The 18,032-nt window shown below is 34.0% G+C and carries 15 protein-coding genes and 1 other annotated feature; of the genes, 13 read left to right on the top strand and 2 right to left on the bottom strand.

Going from position 1 to position 18,032, the window contains the following annotated elements; all coding sequences use genetic code 11:
• Positions 1 to 43 precede the first annotated feature (43 nt).
• The 7 genes from FC57_RS04735 (at position 44) to FC57_RS04705 (ending at position 11,308) form a co-directional block, all read left to right on the top strand.
• Positions 44 to 2,548, top strand: a complete 2,505-nt coding sequence (locus tag FC57_RS04735; protein WP_007125738.1) for an excinuclease ABC subunit UvrA — start codon at positions 44 to 46, stop codon at positions 2,546 to 2,548.
• A gap of 88 nt (positions 2,549 to 2,636) precedes the next feature.
• Positions 2,637 to 3,152, top strand: a complete 516-nt coding sequence (locus tag FC57_RS04730; protein WP_007125739.1) for an NlpC/P60 family protein — start codon at positions 2,637 to 2,639, stop codon at positions 3,150 to 3,152.
• A gap of 58 nt (positions 3,153 to 3,210) precedes the next feature.
• Positions 3,211 to 3,454, top strand: a binding site (T-box leader).
• Positions 3,455 to 3,518: 64 nt separating this feature from the next.
• On the top strand, positions 3,519 to 4,895 hold the full coding sequence (gene brnQ / locus FC57_RS04725) for a branched-chain amino acid transport system II carrier protein (RefSeq protein WP_007125740.1): 1,377 nt from the start codon (positions 3,519 to 3,521) through the stop codon (positions 4,893 to 4,895).
• 197 nt (positions 4,896 to 5,092) lie between these two features.
• The gene (locus FC57_RS04720; RefSeq protein WP_007125742.1) at positions 5,093 to 7,039 is read left to right on the top strand and encodes a hypothetical protein; all 1,947 of its coding nucleotides are present in this window, start codon (positions 5,093 to 5,095) and stop codon (positions 7,037 to 7,039) included.
• A 51-nt stretch (positions 7,040 to 7,090) separates the two neighbouring features.
• A complete protein-coding gene (locus tag FC57_RS04715) occupies positions 7,091 to 8,869 on the top strand; it encodes a hypothetical protein (RefSeq protein WP_007125743.1) in 1,779 nt (592 codons plus the stop codon).
• Positions 8,850 to 10,712: a hypothetical protein gene (locus FC57_RS04710; protein WP_007125744.1), complete on the top strand. Its 1,863-nt coding sequence runs from the start codon at positions 8,850 to 8,852 to the stop codon at positions 10,710 to 10,712. Before FC57_RS04715 ends, FC57_RS04710 begins: the two co-directional genes overlap by 20 nt.
• 77 nt (positions 10,713 to 10,789) lie before the next feature.
• Positions 10,790 to 11,308 carry a GNAT family N-acetyltransferase gene (locus FC57_RS04705; RefSeq protein WP_007125745.1) on the top strand — a complete coding sequence of 173 codons (519 nt, stop codon included), beginning with the start codon at positions 10,790 to 10,792 and terminating at the stop codon, positions 11,306 to 11,308.
• Between the two features lie 41 nt (positions 11,309 to 11,349).
• Here the strand turns inward: FC57_RS04705 and FC57_RS04700 are convergent, their stop codons facing one another.
• On the bottom strand, positions 11,350 to 12,225 hold the full coding sequence (locus FC57_RS04700; RefSeq protein WP_040529410.1) for a LysR family transcriptional regulator: 876 nt from the start codon (positions 12,223 to 12,225) through the stop codon (positions 11,350 to 11,352).
• Positions 12,226 to 12,347: 122 nt separating this feature from the next.
• Here FC57_RS04700 and FC57_RS04695 point away from each other — a divergent pair, with 122 nt between their 5' ends.
• Both FC57_RS04695 and FC57_RS04690 read left to right on the top strand, forming a co-directional pair.
• Complete coding sequence (locus FC57_RS04695) at positions 12,348 to 13,082, top strand: SDR family oxidoreductase (protein ID WP_007125747.1); 735 nt, start codon at positions 12,348 to 12,350, stop codon at positions 13,080 to 13,082.
• Between the two features lie 11 nt (positions 13,083 to 13,093).
• A complete protein-coding gene (locus tag FC57_RS04690; RefSeq protein WP_007125748.1) occupies positions 13,094 to 14,104 on the top strand; it encodes an alpha/beta hydrolase in 1,011 nt (336 codons plus the stop codon).
• A gap of 51 nt (positions 14,105 to 14,155) precedes the next feature.
• On the opposite strand, the gene FC57_RS04685 is transcribed toward FC57_RS04690, so the two are convergent.
• Complete coding sequence (locus FC57_RS04685; protein WP_040529411.1) at positions 14,156 to 14,473, bottom strand: DMT family transporter; 318 nt, start codon at positions 14,471 to 14,473, stop codon at positions 14,156 to 14,158.
• Between the two features lie 184 nt (positions 14,474 to 14,657).
• Between FC57_RS04685 and FC57_RS04680 the strand changes: the two genes are divergently transcribed.
• From FC57_RS04680 to FC57_RS04665, 4 genes are all read left to right on the top strand, one after another.
• Positions 14,658 to 15,224, top strand: coding sequence for an RNA 2'-phosphotransferase (locus FC57_RS04680; protein ID WP_007125750.1), 567 nt, complete (start codon positions 14,658 to 14,660; stop codon positions 15,222 to 15,224).
• 101 nt (positions 15,225 to 15,325) lie between these two features.
• Complete coding sequence (locus FC57_RS04675; protein WP_052536196.1) at positions 15,326 to 15,871, top strand: cyclophilin-like fold protein; 546 nt, start codon at positions 15,326 to 15,328, stop codon at positions 15,869 to 15,871.
• A 20-nt stretch (positions 15,872 to 15,891) separates the two neighbouring features.
• Positions 15,892 to 16,791: an alpha/beta hydrolase family protein gene (locus FC57_RS04670; protein ID WP_007125752.1), complete on the top strand. Its 900-nt coding sequence runs from the start codon at positions 15,892 to 15,894 to the stop codon at positions 16,789 to 16,791.
• Positions 16,792 to 16,812: 21 nt separating this feature from the next.
• Positions 16,813 to 17,706, top strand: a complete 894-nt coding sequence (locus FC57_RS04665) for an alpha/beta hydrolase (RefSeq protein ID WP_007125753.1) — start codon at positions 16,813 to 16,815, stop codon at positions 17,704 to 17,706.
• Positions 17,707 to 18,032 lie beyond the last annotated feature (326 nt).

Raw genomic sequence — 18,032 nt, 5'->3', positions numbered from 1 at the left:
ATATGTATTGTGTTAATTATTAAAGAATGAAAGGACGGCTACAATGGCATTACCAACTAAGATTGAAGTTCGTGGAGCAAGGGTTCACAATCTGAAAAATATTGATGTTGATATTCCCCTTCATAAATTTGTAGCAATTTCTGGTTTATCGGGTTCTGGTAAATCAAGCTTAGCAATGGGCATACTTTATGAAGAAGGCTCAAGGCGTTATCTTGATGCTCTTTCAACTTATATGCGTCGTCGAATCAAACAGGGTGCACAGGCAGATGTGACTAGTGTAAAACACATTCCATCAGCTTTGGCCTTGCGTCAACGGCCAAGTGTACCTAATGAACGAGCAACAGTTGGTACTACTACTGAAACTTTTAATGTCTTACGTCTGATTTATTCAAGATTAGGTTCTCCTGTTTGTCCTAATGGTCACAGAGTTCCTGCGAGTTTAGATATTGCAGAAGCTATGTCTAAGTCAGGGGATGAAATGGGCCAGATTACTTGTCCAACCTGTGGTACTAAGTTCTATGTTCCTAGTGCGGAAGATTTCGCTTTTAATTCAGACGGTGCCTGCAAGAATTGTGGAGGTACTGGAAAAGTTCGTCAAATTGATGAAGACAAGCTGATTGCTGATGAAAACTTATCAATTGAAGATGGCGCGGTAGCTTCATGGAGTCTTCCTGGTCGTAACTTCATGCCCAGTGTAGCTGAACATGCTGGTGTTAGAATTAACATTCCTTATAAAGATCTTACTGATAAGGAAAAAGATTTCGTGTTAAACGGTCCAGAGAAAAAATACAAGATGGACTTTTTATCAGGTACTGGTCGTGTTTTCCATGACTTCAACGCCTTATATGAAAATGCCCATCAAGCAGTTTTGCGTTCTGCTAAAAGTAGTAAAAGTGAACGAGCACAGAAGAGAATTGCGGAATTCTTCACTTATTCTACTTGTCCTGTCTGTCATGGCACTTGTTTAAGACCAGAATTGCTCAAGCAATTGGTGAATGGTAAGAATATTGACCAAGTTGAACACATGCAATTAGGTGATTTACCTGATTTTGGTAAAAAATTGTTGGCAAGTTTACCCGATGATATGCATAAAATGGCCAGTTCATTGATTAATGAATTTTTAAATAATTTGCAGCCCTTACTTGATTTGGGACTTGATTATTTAACAATGGCTAGAGCAGGTAATACCTTGTCTACTGGTGAATTACAGCGTATTCAATTAGCTAGAACTCTTAGAACTGAGACTACAGGGGTGCTTTATGTATTAGATGAGCCATCAATTGGTTTGCATCCCGCTAATGTGGACGGTTTGATCAAGATTTTACGCAAACTTGTCGCTCAAGGAAATTCATTGGTAGTTGTTGATCACAACGTTGATATTATTAAAGCTGCTGATGAAATCATCGAAATTGGTCCAGGCTCTGGTGAACAAGGTGGTCAAATCCTTGCGCAAGGCAGTCCAGCTGAGATTGAAAAAGATAGTCAATCATTGATTGCGCCATATCTAAATGGCCAAGCTAAACTGATGGCAAGAGAAACCGCTTCTGCACCTAGTTCTGAACGAATTACTTTCGAGGTAGATCATTACTTTAACTTGCACGATGTTAAGGCAAGTATCCCACTGAATCAGATTACTGCTGTGACTGGCTTCTCTGGAGCAGGGAAAACAAGTTTAATTTTGGACTCACTTGTTCCTGCTATTCAAAAACAAAGCAAAAAGGAAAAATTGCCAAAACAAATTAAGCAATTTAATTCGCCATTACATAATGTGGTAAGTGTCGACGCTTCCCCAATTGGTAAGAGCACGCGGTCAACTGTTGCCACTTATACTTCGATTATGGATAACCTGCGTAAGCTTTTTGCTCGTCAGCCTTTGGCAAAAGAAAAACATTATACGCCAAGTTACTTCTCCTACAATAATAAAGAAGGTGCTTGTCCTACTTGTGGAGGAACAGGAATTGTCACTCTTGATATTCAGTTTTTACCAGACATGCAACAGACTTGTCCAACATGTCATGGAGAACGTTACAATCCTAAGATCAAACAAATAAAATGGCATGATATGTCAATAGTTGATATCTTGAACTTAGATATCAATGAAGCTTTGCCAGTCTTTAAGCGCGTGCCTAAGATTGAACGTGAATTAAAACTATTAAAAGAAGTTGGACTTGATTATTTGCACTTAGGTGAAAGTACGCCGACTCTTTCTGGTGGCGAAGCTCAAAGATTGAAGCTGGTAACTCACTTGAGTCATAAGCAAGATGACACTTTATTTGTCTTTGATGAACCAACTATTGGTTTACATCCGTTAGATGTAAAGGTTTTGGTAAAAGTAATGCAAAAGCTGCTTGATCAAGGTGCAACGATAATTACTATTAGTCACGATTTGAATTTGATTGTCAATGCCGACTATATGATTGATTTAGGACCACGCGGTGGTGAAAATGGTGGTCGAATTGTGGTTGAAGGTCGTCCGCTGGATTTGATTAAGAAACTTGAAAGTTTAACAGTTCATTACCTGGCCGATTATTGGAATCAATTTAAATAAAAAATTAAGTCGTTAGATTGAAAAATCTACGGCTTTTTTTATCGATTCAGAGTATAATCATGAACAAAAAGAAATCGATGTGAAGAATATGAATAAATTTGTTAATGATGAAAGATACTCAGCCCCTTTGGTAAAGGATGGACGTAAATTAATGGGCTTTTTCACTTATGGTACAAATGAGGAAAGAACCTTGTATAATGACTGGCACCATCCTGATAAAAACGGTAAAGCAGATTGTTCCAGCTTCGTTTGGCTAGTTATGAAAAGGTGCGGCTACAATGTGGGTGATACACCGTTTTCAACTCCAGAGATGGAAGAAGATGCAAAGAAGAATCACGTTTTTTTCAAGAAAATCTTGGCTAAAAATGTTAAGCCGGGGGATGTAGTAATCGTCAATGAAGGTGTCGGCTACGGTTCAAATGGACATACTGCAATCATTGATGGACATTATCGCGGGCGACATACTCAAATTATTGAAATTGGTGGAATAAAACCTAACGGACCAGTCCACCGTTCTGTAATTGGAGAATCATTTGCTAGTTTACTTAAAGCTGGGCGAATTACTTACGCTAGACCAGTAAAAAATAATTGGAAAAATTCTTAAAAAAAGTGTTGACAAACATTATAAACTAATTAAAATAATTATTAACAATTTAATCAATCTGAAAGCAAAGAGAAAGAAGAGTAACTTAATTTTTAATTTACAGCGAGTCTCGTAAGGTGTGAGGAGATAAATTATAATTAAGTGAAAATCACTTTCGAGTTCTGCTTCTTAATTCTAAGTAAGAAGTAGTGGGAGCACCCATTATAGTGCCTACGTATCGCTAGATTTTAGCTGTACGTGAAAGGTATTGTTAGTAATAACAATATGAATAAAGGGTGGTACCACGCTAGAGCGTCCCTCAATCGAATCAGTTTCGGTTGAGGGACTTTTTTTGTGATCAGAATTATTTTCTAGGAGGAGAAAGTTATGAAAGATCTTGAATCTCATAATAAGTTGACCTGGAAGCAATATTTGATTGTTGCTTCTCTGTTATTCGGATTGTTCTTTGGTGCCGGGAACCTAATTTTCCCACTTCACTTAGGACAATTAGCTGGTGCACATTGGAGCACAGCTGCTGTTGGATTTTTAATTACTGGGGTATTGTTACCATTACTCTCAGTATTAGCTGTAGCCATCACTCGTTCAGAAGGAGTTTACGATATTGGTAAGCCATTGGGCGCTGGATTTGCAGTTGTATTTATGGTTTTAATTCACGCAACTATTGGACCATTATTTGGTACTCCAAGAACTGCTACTGTTTCATTCACAGTTGGTGTAGCCCCATTTGTGCCTAAGAACATGCAAACTACTGCATTGTTGGTATTTTCAGCTTTGTTCTTTGCAGCTGCATTTGGTTTTTCATACCATCAAAACAATATCTTGTCCAATGTTGGTAAAGTATTGAATCCTCTATTTTTAGCATTATTGTTCTTAGTATTCGTTGTAGCATTTGTAAATCCATTAGGTAATCCTCAAACTGCTACTGTAACTGCAGCTTACAAGCATTCAGCATTGGTTAACGGATTCCTTGAAGGGTATAACACAATGGATGCTTTAGCCGGCTTAGCCTTCGGGGTAACGGTTGTAACGGCTGTTCGTTCAATGGGGCAAACTAAGCCTAAGAGTGTTTCTAAAGTGGTTGCTAAATCAGGTGTTTTAGCCGTATTAGCTATCGGTTTTATCTACTTATTACTCATCTTGATGGGTGCTATGTCATTAGGTCGTTTCCACGTTTCTGACAATGGTGGTGTTGCTTTTAACCAAATCGTTAACGAATATGGTGGTGTATTTGGTCAAGTATTATTAGCTTTCTTGTTAACAATTACTTGTTTGACTACTGCTGTAGGGTTGGTTGCTGCATTTGCGCAAGACTTCCACAAACATTTTCCCAAGGTAAGTTACCACACTTGGCTTGCATTGAGTTGTTTAGCTTCATTCTTTACTGCCAACTTCGGTCTTGATCAAATCATCCTATGGTCAACTCCAATGTTGATGTTCTTATATCCTTTATCAATGGTTCTGATCTTGTTGTCAGTTACATCACCATTATTTAAAAAGGATGGCGTAGTTTACTTCTTTGTAATCTTATTTACTGTTGTTCCAGCATTAGGTGATATGGTTGTTGCTTTCCCAAGTGTAGTTAGTCAAAGTAGCTTTGGCTTAATGGTTGTTTCTTGGAGAAATAACTTGCCATTAGCTAACATGGGATTGTCCTGGTTAGTTCCAGCACTTGTTGGTGCCGTAATTGGTTTAGTATTTCACTATGCTAGAAGAAATAAAAAAGTTGCTCAAGTTGAAGAGTAATTAGATTAGAAAAAGAGCTTTCTTACTCATATTAGGTAGTTATGAGAAGAAAGCTTTTTTTATTTGTTAAAATTAATTATGATGATTTCCTTGTTTATTTTAATAATATATAGTATATTTTATACTATCTTATCTAGAAAGAATGAGGAGATTGAAATGAAAGAAGAAAATGCTACAAAAGACGTATTGATTATCTTTTGAAACAAAATAAAGATACATTTTTATCTATAATTGAGCAAACAACTGGTTTAGGTAAAACACATGCTATTATCCAAAAAGTTTCTGAAGTTTTAAAACAAAGCAAAGATTCTGAATTACAGCCTAAAATCTTTGTAATAACGTCAGGCATTAAAACTAGGAACGAATTCTTTCATGGTTTAAAAGAGAAACTACCAGATTTTGAAAACAAGATATTACTTTTTGAAAGTGTGGCTGATCAGGTTGCGAATTTCTTAAGAAGTTTATTAATGAAAATTGATTATCCAAATGATAAAGTTTTGGCAAATGACTACTTAGTTAAATGGTTTGATCAGAATACTGCAAAATTACCTGATACGAATAGCTTGTTAAAGAAAATTGCCACACAATACATTTTTGTAGAACAAGACCAAGATACATTTGGAGAATTAAGTTCTCGATTGAAGCGAACTATTTATCACGATCTGAAAAGGTTGGCTAGAAAAGAGAATGTAAAAACAGATACTAAGCAAAAACGTCTTAATTATTTAAGTAAAAAAGCTCCATGGGTATTCGATTTATTCAAGGATACAGACCTTAACCGGTACTCTGTTTTAATCATGACTGCCGATAAGTTTATTTTTCCATATAAAACAGCTATTGGTGGTAATGATAATTACTGGACTTTAACTTTTGAGAAAAGTCAAAGACCAATACTCTTTTTGGATGAATCCGATAAAATCAAATCTAATTGGATGAATAAATTAATAGAGAATGAGATTGGATCTAAAGATGTTGAGGACATGACAACTTTAGTTCATAGATTTTACTCTAATTTATTACCGGCAGTTGGACAGATGGAGCGTCTTATTATTGACGCTAAGGATCCATCGGGTGAGACTAATAAAGCTAGAATTAATCAACTATATCAAGCTATTAAAAAAGTATATGATCAGTATCATTTAAAATATGCATTAAAGATTGATTCTGATTTTTTAGGAAATAATACCAGTAAGTTCTTATTTAATACTGGAAAATCAAGTTATTTATATGGGTTAAAAAGAGACGAGAAATATTTAGTTTGGAAATTTAATCCTAAGCGGCTAGTCAATGAAATTACAATTGATCAGCAAATTTATGAAACTCAACCGGAGCTTAGGTTAAATAATGTTACAAGTGCTCTTAATCGACTATTGCGCTACATTGCAAAGACAACGTACTCAATAGCCAGAAACTATCATGAATTTAAAATAAATTTAAATAAGAAAATTACAGATCCAAGTAAACTACATAATGTATATGATTTACCAGATGAGCATTTGCAAATCGTAAATGTAATTCTACAGCCTACGAGTGGCGAAAAACGTTTAGCACAATATTTTATTGATAATTATCTAGAAAAACATTTAAACTTAAAACTACCTAATATAAAATCAAGTTTTACTGATGATAAGACAATTTATGCTTCTGGATTTCGCTTGTTCGATTTGACTGTAAATGAAGACGCAAATAATAATGGTCAACTTCGCGTTTATCAGCAAAGAACAACTCCAGAACAAATTCTTGCTAGCGTAGCGAATAAGATGCAAACAATTTTAGTATCATCAACTAGCTTGAACCCATCACCACTTGATAACTTTGATCTTAACTGGGTAAAAAACAATGTAGTAAATGTTGTAGACATCCCCGTAAAATTGCAAAAAAGTCTTGACCGAGAAAATAATGAACGAAATAAACAAATTAAAGATAAAGTAAGGATTCAGACTAAATTAATCGGCAGTAATTTAACAAAAGAGGGATGCTCTTTTAAAGAGATTTTTGCCACTTTATTAAAAGAAGAAAATTATCTTGAACCAACATCAATACAGATTGAAAAGATTTTAAATAAATATCCCGCTCGTTTAATTGGAAATCGTATCAGCAACGGCTTAGATCCTGATGCTCCTTTTGTGTATGAAGATGAATGACAAGGACTTGATTCTCAAATTAGTAGTACCTACTTTAATTTTGAACGTAAGTTGCGTTTATTAAGTGCAATTATTAATTTCTTACAACTAAATCAAAAAAATCCAAGTTGTAATGCATTTATTGTTTATACTAATGCAATTATTCGATCTGATGAAATAAGTTGGTTAAATCAAGCGCTAAACGTCTTAAATATTGAGATTCCCGAAAATTTATTTAAAGTCATTAGTTCACAAAATCGACTAGATATATCCAATGTAAAAAAGACTTGGAGTAATGGTCATTTACAAATTATGTTAACTAATAAGCAAGCTTTGGGACGCGGAACCAATCTTCAATATCCTTTGAACAAAGAATATTATCAAGAACATAAATCTAATTTTGCTATTATTGATCAGCGCTTTGTTGATTGGGATAATCCTCTTGTTGATATTTCTGGGATTTATATAGAAAGTCTTACTCATATGTTTGAAAATCCCAATAATAATGGTATAGAGGATTTAGATACTTTTAAGATCAAGGCAGCACATACCATTTATGAACAATATGAATTATTCGATTCAAATCAAACTGACTTATCGTACAGAGATATTAAAACTCGATTGCAAAGATATTTTGGAAAATCCTCTTGTACCGGTAATAGCATGTGGGATTTATTACCAGCACAGGATGCAGTTGCAGCCGAATTAGAACAAATAACTGGGAGACTTTGTCGTACCAATATTAAAACTAAAGAGATGTTAATTCAGTATGACTATAACTTTGTAAATAGAATTGATTGGGATTACTTAAATCGAAAAAGAACTAATGTATTAATGGAAGACCTAATTAATCAAAATACTAATAAATTGTCTTCAAAAGAAATTTATCAAACAAGAATTTTATTACTGAAACAAAAACAAGAGCTATTTTTGATTAATAGTGCAGCATCCTTTTTAGCTAAGCGGGCCTATAACTTACGATCGTTAAATAGAAATATGCAAGATCAATGGATCAAAATGCGCGAATGGATTGCAAAACATTCTAAAATAACCACATTGGATGAAATCCCTGATTATTTGAGAAAAACAGTAGAAGGTTTCTATTATCATCTCACAAAAAATAATACAAAATACTATTATTATCATGATCAAAGTTCAGATTCAGACTTTAAAGATGTACTTTTAATTAATTCAGATCAAGTTAAAGCACAGAAAATTTTAGATTACTTAAAAGAGAAAAAAGAAGTATCGGTTAATGTGCAGTTATCTACTCTTAATTTAGAAAAAGATAATGAGTATTTAGAAAAAATATTTGAAAAAAATCCTTGGCTAAAAACTAATTTGTTAAAAGAAGGATACGATTTGGATTTTAGTAAAAAAGGTGAGTGGTTGTTGACGCCAGCTGCATATAACAACTTATATAAAGCTGCTATTTCGGAAAAGATTTTTGCTTTAATTTGCCAAAAGTATCACTTAGACTTCCATGAAATGCGAGATTTGATGCAAAATGAGTTTGAAAGATTTGATGGTTTCTTAAAGTTGAAAGATAAACGCATTCTTTATGTAGACATGAAAAATTATGATTCGCGCAAAACTACAGCTTTAAAGGAAAAAGTGGACTCACATATCCAGAATAAACTAAATGATTCTAGTGGTAATGCAGCTGTGATTATTAATTTTTATGAATTTGAAAAAGAAAATTCGTATCGAAATCAAGGTATTAATAATGGTATTGACGAGAAAAAAATCTATTATTACACATACTTATTCCATCACAACGGTGAAGTAAACCATATATTATTACGAGATCTATACAATAAGGTGGCAAGAAATGATTCCAGTTCAAAATAAGATTTATCTTAATCAATTAGTAAGTCCGTGTTTAAAACTAGAACAACTAAATCAGGATTTTGATTTATATGCAGTTCATTGTACACGTAAATACATTTCCAGAGCATTGCTCAATCGTAATCAAGAAAAAATGCCAACAATTAAGGCAGTTTATTATGCTAAAGAAAGTAATAAGGATATTATTTATATCTTAACAAGCAAAAACAAGACGAATCCTTTCGAATTAAAACGTAGTTTAACTGAATTAGATGATACATTAGGTAGGATAGATCAACTGAATTTTAGTGAGATAGACCAAAATATTATATTGAATTTGTTTTTAATACAACTACAGGTATTTTCTACTGTTAAGGGCTGCAATTTGCTAGGGAAACTCTATATCAATACCAATACAGAAGAAGGTCCTAAGCTAAAGTTTGAAGAAGTTAGCTTTGATAAAAATCTTACTATTAACGTTCAAACACGTGCGTTTACTCAAATATCTTATTATAAAAGATATTTGGGTAAGAGCTTATTGAAAAACATGAAATCATGGGGACGAAGTCCACGTTATCAAATTAATCTTAAGGATAGCACAATAAAACAGGTGGCTAATTGTTATCATGAAGATGAAGAGGATAATTGGTACTTAAAACATCCTGCACGTAAAAATAATAAGCCTAATCAAACGCCTTTCTTTTATCTTGATGGAAAAATTGGTCAGGCTAGAACTAGCTTTTTAACTAGTAAAAGTGGAATTGCTTACTTTTTGATTGATCAGTTAAACAGACGCTATTCTCAGTATTTTAATAAATTAAAGTTCAGAGAGATTTTAGCTACAAGTTATGATCAAGGTATTAGTCAAAAGAAAAGAGGAGATATACTATTACAACAAATACAGGAATTCTGGGGTAATAAGGAAATTGTGTTACTTGATCGAATTCACGAAAGTTCTGAAGTACTGAATAATATTGTCAATTTTCTTGAAGAAAACCTATCAATTAAAGTTCGAATTAGTCAAACAAGTAGCCACTTCAATTTAGTTTTAATTCACGATCTAGATTATTATTCAAAAGAAGAGAATAAAGATAAAACAGATTCTTATTATAGTAATCAAAATGAAATTATTCAAAACTTAACAATAGAAAAAGTAATAAACAAAAGTGGAACAGTAGCTAAAAGTGCGTTAGTCAATGCAATTAAAGAATTAACAGTCAAAGCAATTTTAGAATTGCAGAACTTTGAACCATTATCTACTGGTATTGATCTAAATAGTTTTGTTTTTTATAGGTACTACACGAAACATAATCAAACTTTAGCTTTCGAAAGCAATGGAACTAATTTTAGTATTACTCCTGTCACTACTAATTATGAAGATCCTTTTCTCTTAAATAATCTACTAATAGAACGAAATGATCAACTTACAACTGATGTTGAATTTGTTATCTTAGATAAGCAGACTAAAAATTACTATGCTGTAAGCAAAACAACATTAAAGACCATGCCATCTCCTGCATTATATAAAGCAGCAAATAACCAACAAGGTACTCTAGCATATCGAAATAAAGAAGCTCGAAACAAATATTTAGCTGGCTTGATCAATCTAAATTATTTTTATGAAAATAGTCAACTTTATTACAACGTTGGAGTGATTGGAAATGGAGTACAGAGTAAAGAGCCTGTTGCCTCAGTTATTAGAAAAATTGAAAGCTTAAACTCTAACAATCGAGAAACATTATTAAACATGCAGCAGTTTTTACAATCGATGGATGTTGTTTGGGTTAAATTTAAAAACTTAACAGTTTTACCATTTCCTATTAAATTGATGAACGAATATATGCAAAAGAAAATACAAGATTTATAGAAAACTTAAAAACATAATCCTTAAAATAGAAAACATTTCAATACTTTGATAATATTTTCTAAAAAAGGAGGAACACCATGTCACTAGTTTATATTCGCCAAGCCGCTAAGAATGATCTTGATGAAATCATGCCAATTATTGATGAAGCCAAGAGGTTTTTAAAAGAAGATGGGAACCCACAATGGCAAAGTGGTTATCCTGATTCAGCAACAATCTCTTCAGATATTGAAAATGGAGAAGCGTGGGTCTTAATTGTTAATCAGAATATTGCTGGCTACACTGCTGTTACTTCAGGACCAGATCCTAACTATCATCAAATCGATGGAAGGTGGAAAAATGATCTCGATCCTTATGTGGCAATTCATCGTGTTGCTATTAGCAATGAATATCGGGGGATGCATCTAGCTAGTTATTTGTTAAGTAGTCTAATTTCTATGCATTACGATCAAGGAGTAAGAAATTATCGAGTTGATACTTTTAGGACAAATGAGATAGTTCAACATTTGGTCGAAGATTCTGGGTTTACTGAACGAGGAACTATCAAGAATGATGATCCAATTGATCCATATCGAGTAGCTTATGAATTGAATTTATAATATCTTTTGGTGTTTGAGAGATAATTGCTCAGACACTTTTTTTAATTATTCAAAGATTCACGTAGTTTTTGTAAGAAAAGATTGGCTAAATTTGAGCGATGAACATTCTTTTTCCAAATTACAATATTAGGATCCGTAACTTTAGGAGAAAGTGGACGTGAGGTTAAATTAAATAATTTTTCATTGACTAAGTAGTCATAGGTGATCTGTACTGCATTACTTTCACTTGCTAAGATAGAGGCATTATAAGCCAAGTTATTCTGGGCCAAGATTTTTACTTGATCATACAAGTTTCCCCACCAATTCCTAAACTTATCTGTAACTAAAGTTTGACTAGAGATGATGATTGGAAAGTTAACTAGATCTTGTGGCATTAGTTTCTTTTGATTGGATAAAGGATGATTATTGTTCAATACTGCAACGAATTCATTTCTTTCTGGTAAAATCAGACTTTCAAAATTCTCTAACGGGCGATCTCCCATAATTACGCCAAAATCGAGAGTACCAGCATTTACCATAGATTCAACATCATCGGCGTTGCCATCAATAAATTGAAAGTCGGTATTTGGTTGATCCTTAGCAATTTGACTGATTACTTTCATAATTCTTAGCATAGCAGAAGCCTCACCAGCACCTAGGCGTAAAGTACCTGAAATTAAATTAGAACTTTGAATAATTTGTTCAGTCTGGTCCGCCATAGCAATTAAATCCTGTGCACGATCACGTAAAAAATAGCCTTCTTGGGTTAATTTGATCTGTCGATGACCACGTTCAAACAAAGTAACGCCAAGTTCTTTTTCAAGATCTTTAATTTGAGTTGAAAGCGAGGGTTGAGCAATATGTAATGACTCTGCCGCCTTAGTAATATTCTTTTCTTGGCAAACGGCAAGATAATAACGAAGAACACGTAATTCCATTTTTCCTCCTAGCATAGTTTTTTCCTATATTCTACAACAGTTATTAAGTATTTCACATAAAGAGCCGTGCCTATTATAGTTATTAATGAATCTAGAGATAAATGAGAAAGGAGAGATAGAACTTGTCGCTTAAAGATAAAGTTATAATCATTACTGGTGCCTCAAGTGGTATTGGTAAAGCAACAACAGAATTATTAGCAAAAAAAGGAGCTAAGCTGGTTATTGCCGCAAGAAGAAAAGAAAGATTAGATGAAATCAAAGATTCATTACCTGAAGCTTGCATTAGTACTATTAAAGCTGATGTAACTAATTTTGAAGATGTTCAAGCTGTGGTAGATTTTACAATAGATAAATATGGTCACATTGATGCCATGTACAATAATGCTGGTGTCATGCCTGTAAATGCGTTAATTAAAGGACAGCGCCAAGAGTGGCAAAAAACTTTAGATGTTAATGTAATGGGTGTTCTTAATGGCATTGCAGCAGTTTTACCAATAATGGTTAAACAACAGCATGGTCATATTTTGGCAACCGGTTCAGTTAATAGCAGAGTGGTTGTTCCTAAGTGGACAGTTTATAGTGCTTCAAAATATGCTGTTCGTGCCATTCTAGAAGGATTGCGCAAAGAGGAAAGAACTAACGGAATTAAAACTACTTTAATTTGTCCTGGTTCAGTTCATACGGAACTTTATAATTCAATTAACGATCCTAAAGCACGTCAAGCAGAAATTGAAACAGAGGAGAAGATTGGACTTAATCCTAACCAGATTGCTAAAGCTGTTGCCTATGCAATTGATACTCCATCTGACACAGATGTCAATGAAATGATTATTCGTCCAATGGGACAAGCGGTTTAGAAAGGAAAATAATGAGTAAATTAGTAAACGATACACGTGTATTTAAAATAAATCCAGAAATTGATGTTCAAAACGTTAGGTTTGAAAACAGATATGGGTTCATTTTAGCTGGTCACTTGTACTTACCTAAAAATTTTAAAGATAGTAAAAAATATGCTGCAATTGCTATTTCAGGGCCTTTTGGTGCCGTTAAGGAACAGGCTAGTGGTCTATATGCACAAACTTTGGCTGAACGTGGCTTTGTAACAGTTGCATTTGATCAATCAATGACTGGTGAAAGTTCCGGTAATCGCCGTGATGTTGCTTCACCTGATATATTTGTTGAAGATTATTCAGCCGCTGTCGACTTTTTAGGCAAGCAAAAGTTTGTAGACCGGGAAAGAATTGGTGCTATCGGTATTTGTGGTTTAGGCTCACATGTGTTAACTGCGGCTGCAATTGATGTTCGTATTAAGGCAGTAGCCACTTCAGTTATGTATGATATGTCTGAATCAATGTGGAATGGTCTTAACAATTCTAAGACCGAAGAAGAACGTGAAAAAGAAAAAGATTACTTAGCTCAAATGCGTTGGGAAGAAGTAGACAAGGGGCATCAAGTCAAAGGCTTCCACGAATTGCCATTTGATGAAAACGGTAATCCTGTTAGAGCAAATACTTTGTTTCCAGATAAGCTACCTGCTGATGCCGACCCAGTTACAACTGATTTCTATAATTACTATGTTGGTCGCGCTTACCACCCACGTGCAATGAACTCTAATACTAATATGTGGGATGCAACCAGTCCTTGGGGTTACTACAATTTCCCACTGCAACAAAGAATTGAAAAGATTCGTGCACCCAAATTAATTGTTACCGGTGAAAAAGCTCACTCTCGTTATATGGCAGAGGAAGCTTATGAACGTTTGACTGATCCTAAAGAACTAGTTATTGTTCCAAATGCCACACACGTAGATCTTTATGACCAAATGGACAAGATCCCATTCGATAAATTTGAAAGCTTCTTTAAAGAAAATTTGAAGTAAATCATACCAAAGAAAGCAATTGCTTCGTCTATAGTTGAAGCAATTGTTTTTTTATCTGGCACTAATTTTAATGCCAATAATAGAGATAATCAGTAAAATTACAAAGACCCAGGTAACCCAGTTCATTTGGTTATGAAAGAGAATAACACTAATGATTACTGAACCAACTGCACCGATACCGGTCCAAACAGGATAGGCAATTCCAATTGGTAGATGCTTAGAAGCAACAATGAGTCCCCAGAAACTAGCAATCATACCGATAACTGTGATGATTGACCAGAAGACATTATGAAAACCATTGCTTAACTTCATTGTAGTTGCCCACCAAACTTCACATAATCCTGCTAATATTAAGTAGATCCAAGTCATATTTTTAACCTCCAAAAAGAAAAGAGTAATTGACATACTTCTTCAAAGACCTAATGAAGTATGTAATTACTCTTTTTAGTTTTCTCCCCGGTGGGAGATAGATATTTAATTTACAAAGTTAGTATAGCAAAGCAAAGTTTATAATTAAAGAGAGAATAATAGAAAAAAGTTAGGCGAAGTAAAAATGCAAGATATATCAGATCATCGTAGTGATGTTTTTATTAGTAAAAAGATGTCATATTGTCTCCGTCACAATCCAGGCAAATATGGACTTAAACTAGATGAATATGGTTTTGTTGACTTACAAGAGTTTCTAAATGCAATGAACAGAATACACCATTTTCAGCCAAAATTAACAGAAATGAAAATTCGTGAAATTATGCATAACAGCGATAAGGAACGTTTTGAAATCAAAAATGGCAAAATCTGTGCTCTATACGGGCACTCACTTCCCGGAATTATAAAACGAAAAAAGGCTATTCCACCAAAGGTCCTCTATCATGGCACTGCACACCGATTTTTGACAAGTATTGAAAGAGAAGGCTTATTACCAATGGGACGGCAATATGTGCATCTTTCTACAGACATTGCGATGGCGGAATCAGTGGGCAAAAGAAGAGACCATCATCCCGCTATTTTGCTAGTTAATGCCGAAAAGGCTCATAAAGATGGCATAGACTTTTATATTGGTAATGATGAAGTTTGGCTTTGTGATTGTGTGCCTAGTAAATATTTAAGGCTATTAAAATGAAAGCCATAATTTTTAGTTATAGAGTACCTAATAAAATAAGTATTTAACATAGTAAGTGATCCCCACTAGAATTTAATTAATCAATGAAAGGGGACATAACTATGAAAAAACATTTTATTCCAGCTGTAATTGCAACTTTGGCAGCAATTGGTTTTACTACTGCTTGCTCAAACAATAATGCAACTCCAACTACGCAAGTTTCAGCCAAAAAGGTTGTCAAACATACTAAGAAGACAAAAAAAGTAAGAAAACATAAAAAGACTAAGTCCGTCAAACAAACGACCAAGCTAAAAATTACAATTAATGGTCAAACTCTTCATGCTGAATTAAATAATTCGTCTGCGGCTAAAGCGTTCGCCAAGGAATTACCAAAGACTATGTCATTCCGAGACTTTATGTCCGGCTTCCCAGAAAAAATTGCTGATTTGCATCATTCATTACCAACAAAAGGGATGCCACGTGGGCATGAAGGTACTAAAGGTGTGATTGGTTATTGGTCACCAGATCAAAGAATTGTTTTTTATTATGGAACCGAAAGTTACTATGATGGCATCCATATAATTGGTAAGTTTACGTCTAAAAATTATGCAAACGTAATAAAGAATATGGGTAATAACATTGAAGTTAGAATTAATCAAGCTAAATAGTAGAGCCTGGAGCAGTTAATATGAAAAGTAAGAAATTATTTGCCTGCACAGTGATTGCAGCTACTAGTTTTTCAACTATCGCTTGTGCCAATCAAGCTGAAACGTCTTCAGCCAAAAAGACCAGCAGTTCAGTAAGAATAAATAAGAAAGTGCAAAATCATTATCAGATTTATACCAAAACTTGGCATATTAAAAATGGTCGGGAAACTATTTATGGTCACATTCACATGCCCAAGAATTATAAAGGAAAAATGAAAGTTGCTATTTTATCTCATGGATTGGGTGGCAATTATGAACAAATGGAACCATATGCTAAAAATTTGGCTCATAAAGGATATTTCACTTTTACATATGATTTTCCTGGCGGATCTATAGGTGGACAAAGCATTGGTCGTAAATCGACACAAATGTCTATTTTTACTGAAGAAAGAGATTTGCTAGCAGTAATTAAGGCGGTCAGCAATAGGCAAGATGTCATTAGAAACCATATTCTTCTAGTTGGGGCCAGTCAAGGTGGAGCAGTGAGCGCTTTGACTGCTTCAAGGCATTCCAAAAACATCGATGCATTGGTTTTAATGTATCCAGCCTTTTCAATCACTGCAAATGCTCAAAGACAGTATAAATCTTATAATGATGTACCTAAAGAAGTTGATTTATTTGACTTTTCACTTGGCAAAATTTATTTTAAGCACTTGTTTAACATGGATATCACTCAAGCCGCTACTAAATTCAGTGGTCCAGTGTTAATAGTTCACGGTCAACAAGATGATATTGTTCCGATCCATTATTCTCGTCAGGCTGCTCATAACTTTAAGTACGCCCAATTCAAGGTTTTGCCTAATGCTGGACATGATTTTGCTGGTGATGATCGTAATCAAGCAATTAAATATATGGACAATTTTGTTAATAAATTAAAATAAGAAATATAAAAGAAGGATTCTATGAAAAGAAAATTTTATTGGTGGTTAGGACTTATTTTAGTCGTGATTATAGCGGTAGGTGGTTATTTTAGCTTGCAAAACTACCAACAAAATAAAGTCCAAACTATTGAAAAAGTTAAAGTAAATAACAAAGTTACCCCAACATTTTTCTTCCATGGTTGGGGCAGTAGCTATCACGCTGAAGAAAAGATGACAGCAGCAATCAGACAGGCTGGTGTATCCAATACCGTGGTTCGTGTGAATGTTAGTAAAAATGGTCATGCAAAATTATTAGGAAAGATCAGTAAAAGAGCTAAAAATCCTTTGATTGAAGTTAATTTTGCAGACAATAAATTAACAAATGCTAAAGGTTCATACACAAACGCGTACTACACCACTGGTGCACGATATGTTAGAAACGCAATCAATGTTGTAAATAAGAAGTATGGTTATCGTTCAATCAATGTAGTTTCTCATTCAATGGGTAACTTAGAATTTACAAATTATTTGCGTCGTTTTCACAATCAAAAAGATTTCCCAAGAATTAATCACTGGGTGTCAATGGCTGGCCACTATGACGGCATCGTTGGTGAAGATGATGAACCAAATGTGACTAAGATCAATTCTAAAACTGGGAAACCAAGTCGTATGCAACCTGAATATCGCGCCTTACTTAGTTTAAGAAAGACATTCCCACGCGAAACAAGAATATTGAACATCTATGGTAACTTGGAAAACGGCACTAACTCAGACGGTGACGTAACTAATGCTTCAGCTAGATCTTTGAAATACTTAATCAATGGTCGTGCAAAGTCTTATCGTGAATTAATGATTCGTGGACGTGGTGGTCAGCATAGTGCTTTACATAATAATGCAAAAGTGAACAGAGCTTTAGTTAACTTTATCTGGAGATAAAAATATCCTTGCTCAGAAGATGTTCAATCTTTTATTCTATTATTAATTCGGCAAACTGATCCTCATGTTGAATTATAGTTCAAGCCTAATCTTCTGTCTTATTAAATAATAAGACGAAGTTCAGTTTTATTCATATATAACACAATTTTGAGAAAAGATAAAAAATGCATATCCCAATTCATTTTTACTAATTCCAGTCAACTAACAAATCATATTATTATCATATTTAAAATTAGATCTACAGTTGCTAAATCTTTCTGAGCAAGGATGGAGCTTTGATTTTTCAAAGCTCTTTTTCTATAGCTTACAGTTATGAAATCCTATGC

The organism is Lactobacillus ultunensis DSM 16047 (assembly GCF_001436305.1).
Classification (GTDB): Bacteria; Bacillota; Bacilli; order Lactobacillales; family Lactobacillaceae; genus Lactobacillus; species Lactobacillus ultunensis.
This window is presented reverse-complemented; position numbering and strand designations above follow the sequence as displayed.

Excerpts from the sequence above, each read along its gene's own strand:
- FC57_RS04670 (WP_007125752.1), top strand. The coding sequence starts at position 15,892 with ATGAAAAGTAAGAAATTATTTGCCTGCACAGTGATTGCAGCTACTAGT.
- FC57_RS04665 (WP_007125753.1), top strand. The coding sequence starts at position 16,813 with ATGAAAAGAAAATTTTATTGGTGGTTAGGACTTATTTTAGTCGTGATT.
- FC57_RS04690 (WP_007125748.1), top strand. The coding sequence starts at position 13,094 with ATGAGTAAATTAGTAAACGATACACGTGTATTTAAAATAAATCCAGAA.
- FC57_RS04705 (WP_007125745.1), top strand. The coding sequence starts at position 10,790 with ATGTCACTAGTTTATATTCGCCAAGCCGCTAAGAATGATCTTGATGAA.
- FC57_RS04735 (WP_007125738.1), top strand. The coding sequence starts at position 44 with ATGGCATTACCAACTAAGATTGAAGTTCGTGGAGCAAGGGTTCACAAT.
- FC57_RS04675 (WP_052536196.1), top strand. The coding sequence starts at position 15,326 with ATGAAAAAACATTTTATTCCAGCTGTAATTGCAACTTTGGCAGCAATT.
- FC57_RS04685 (WP_040529411.1), bottom strand. The coding sequence starts at position 14,473 with ATGACTTGGATCTACTTAATATTAGCAGGATTATGTGAAGTTTGGTGG.
- brnQ (WP_007125740.1), top strand. The coding sequence starts at position 3,519 with ATGAAAGATCTTGAATCTCATAATAAGTTGACCTGGAAGCAATATTTG.
- FC57_RS04700 (WP_040529410.1), bottom strand. The coding sequence starts at position 12,225 with ATGGAATTACGTGTTCTTCGTTATTATCTTGCCGTTTGCCAAGAAAAG.
- FC57_RS04680 (WP_007125750.1), top strand. The coding sequence starts at position 14,658 with ATGCAAGATATATCAGATCATCGTAGTGATGTTTTTATTAGTAAAAAG.
- FC57_RS04710 (WP_007125744.1), top strand. The coding sequence starts at position 8,850 with ATGATTCCAGTTCAAAATAAGATTTATCTTAATCAATTAGTAAGTCCG.
- FC57_RS04730 (WP_007125739.1), top strand. The coding sequence starts at position 2,637 with ATGAATAAATTTGTTAATGATGAAAGATACTCAGCCCCTTTGGTAAAG.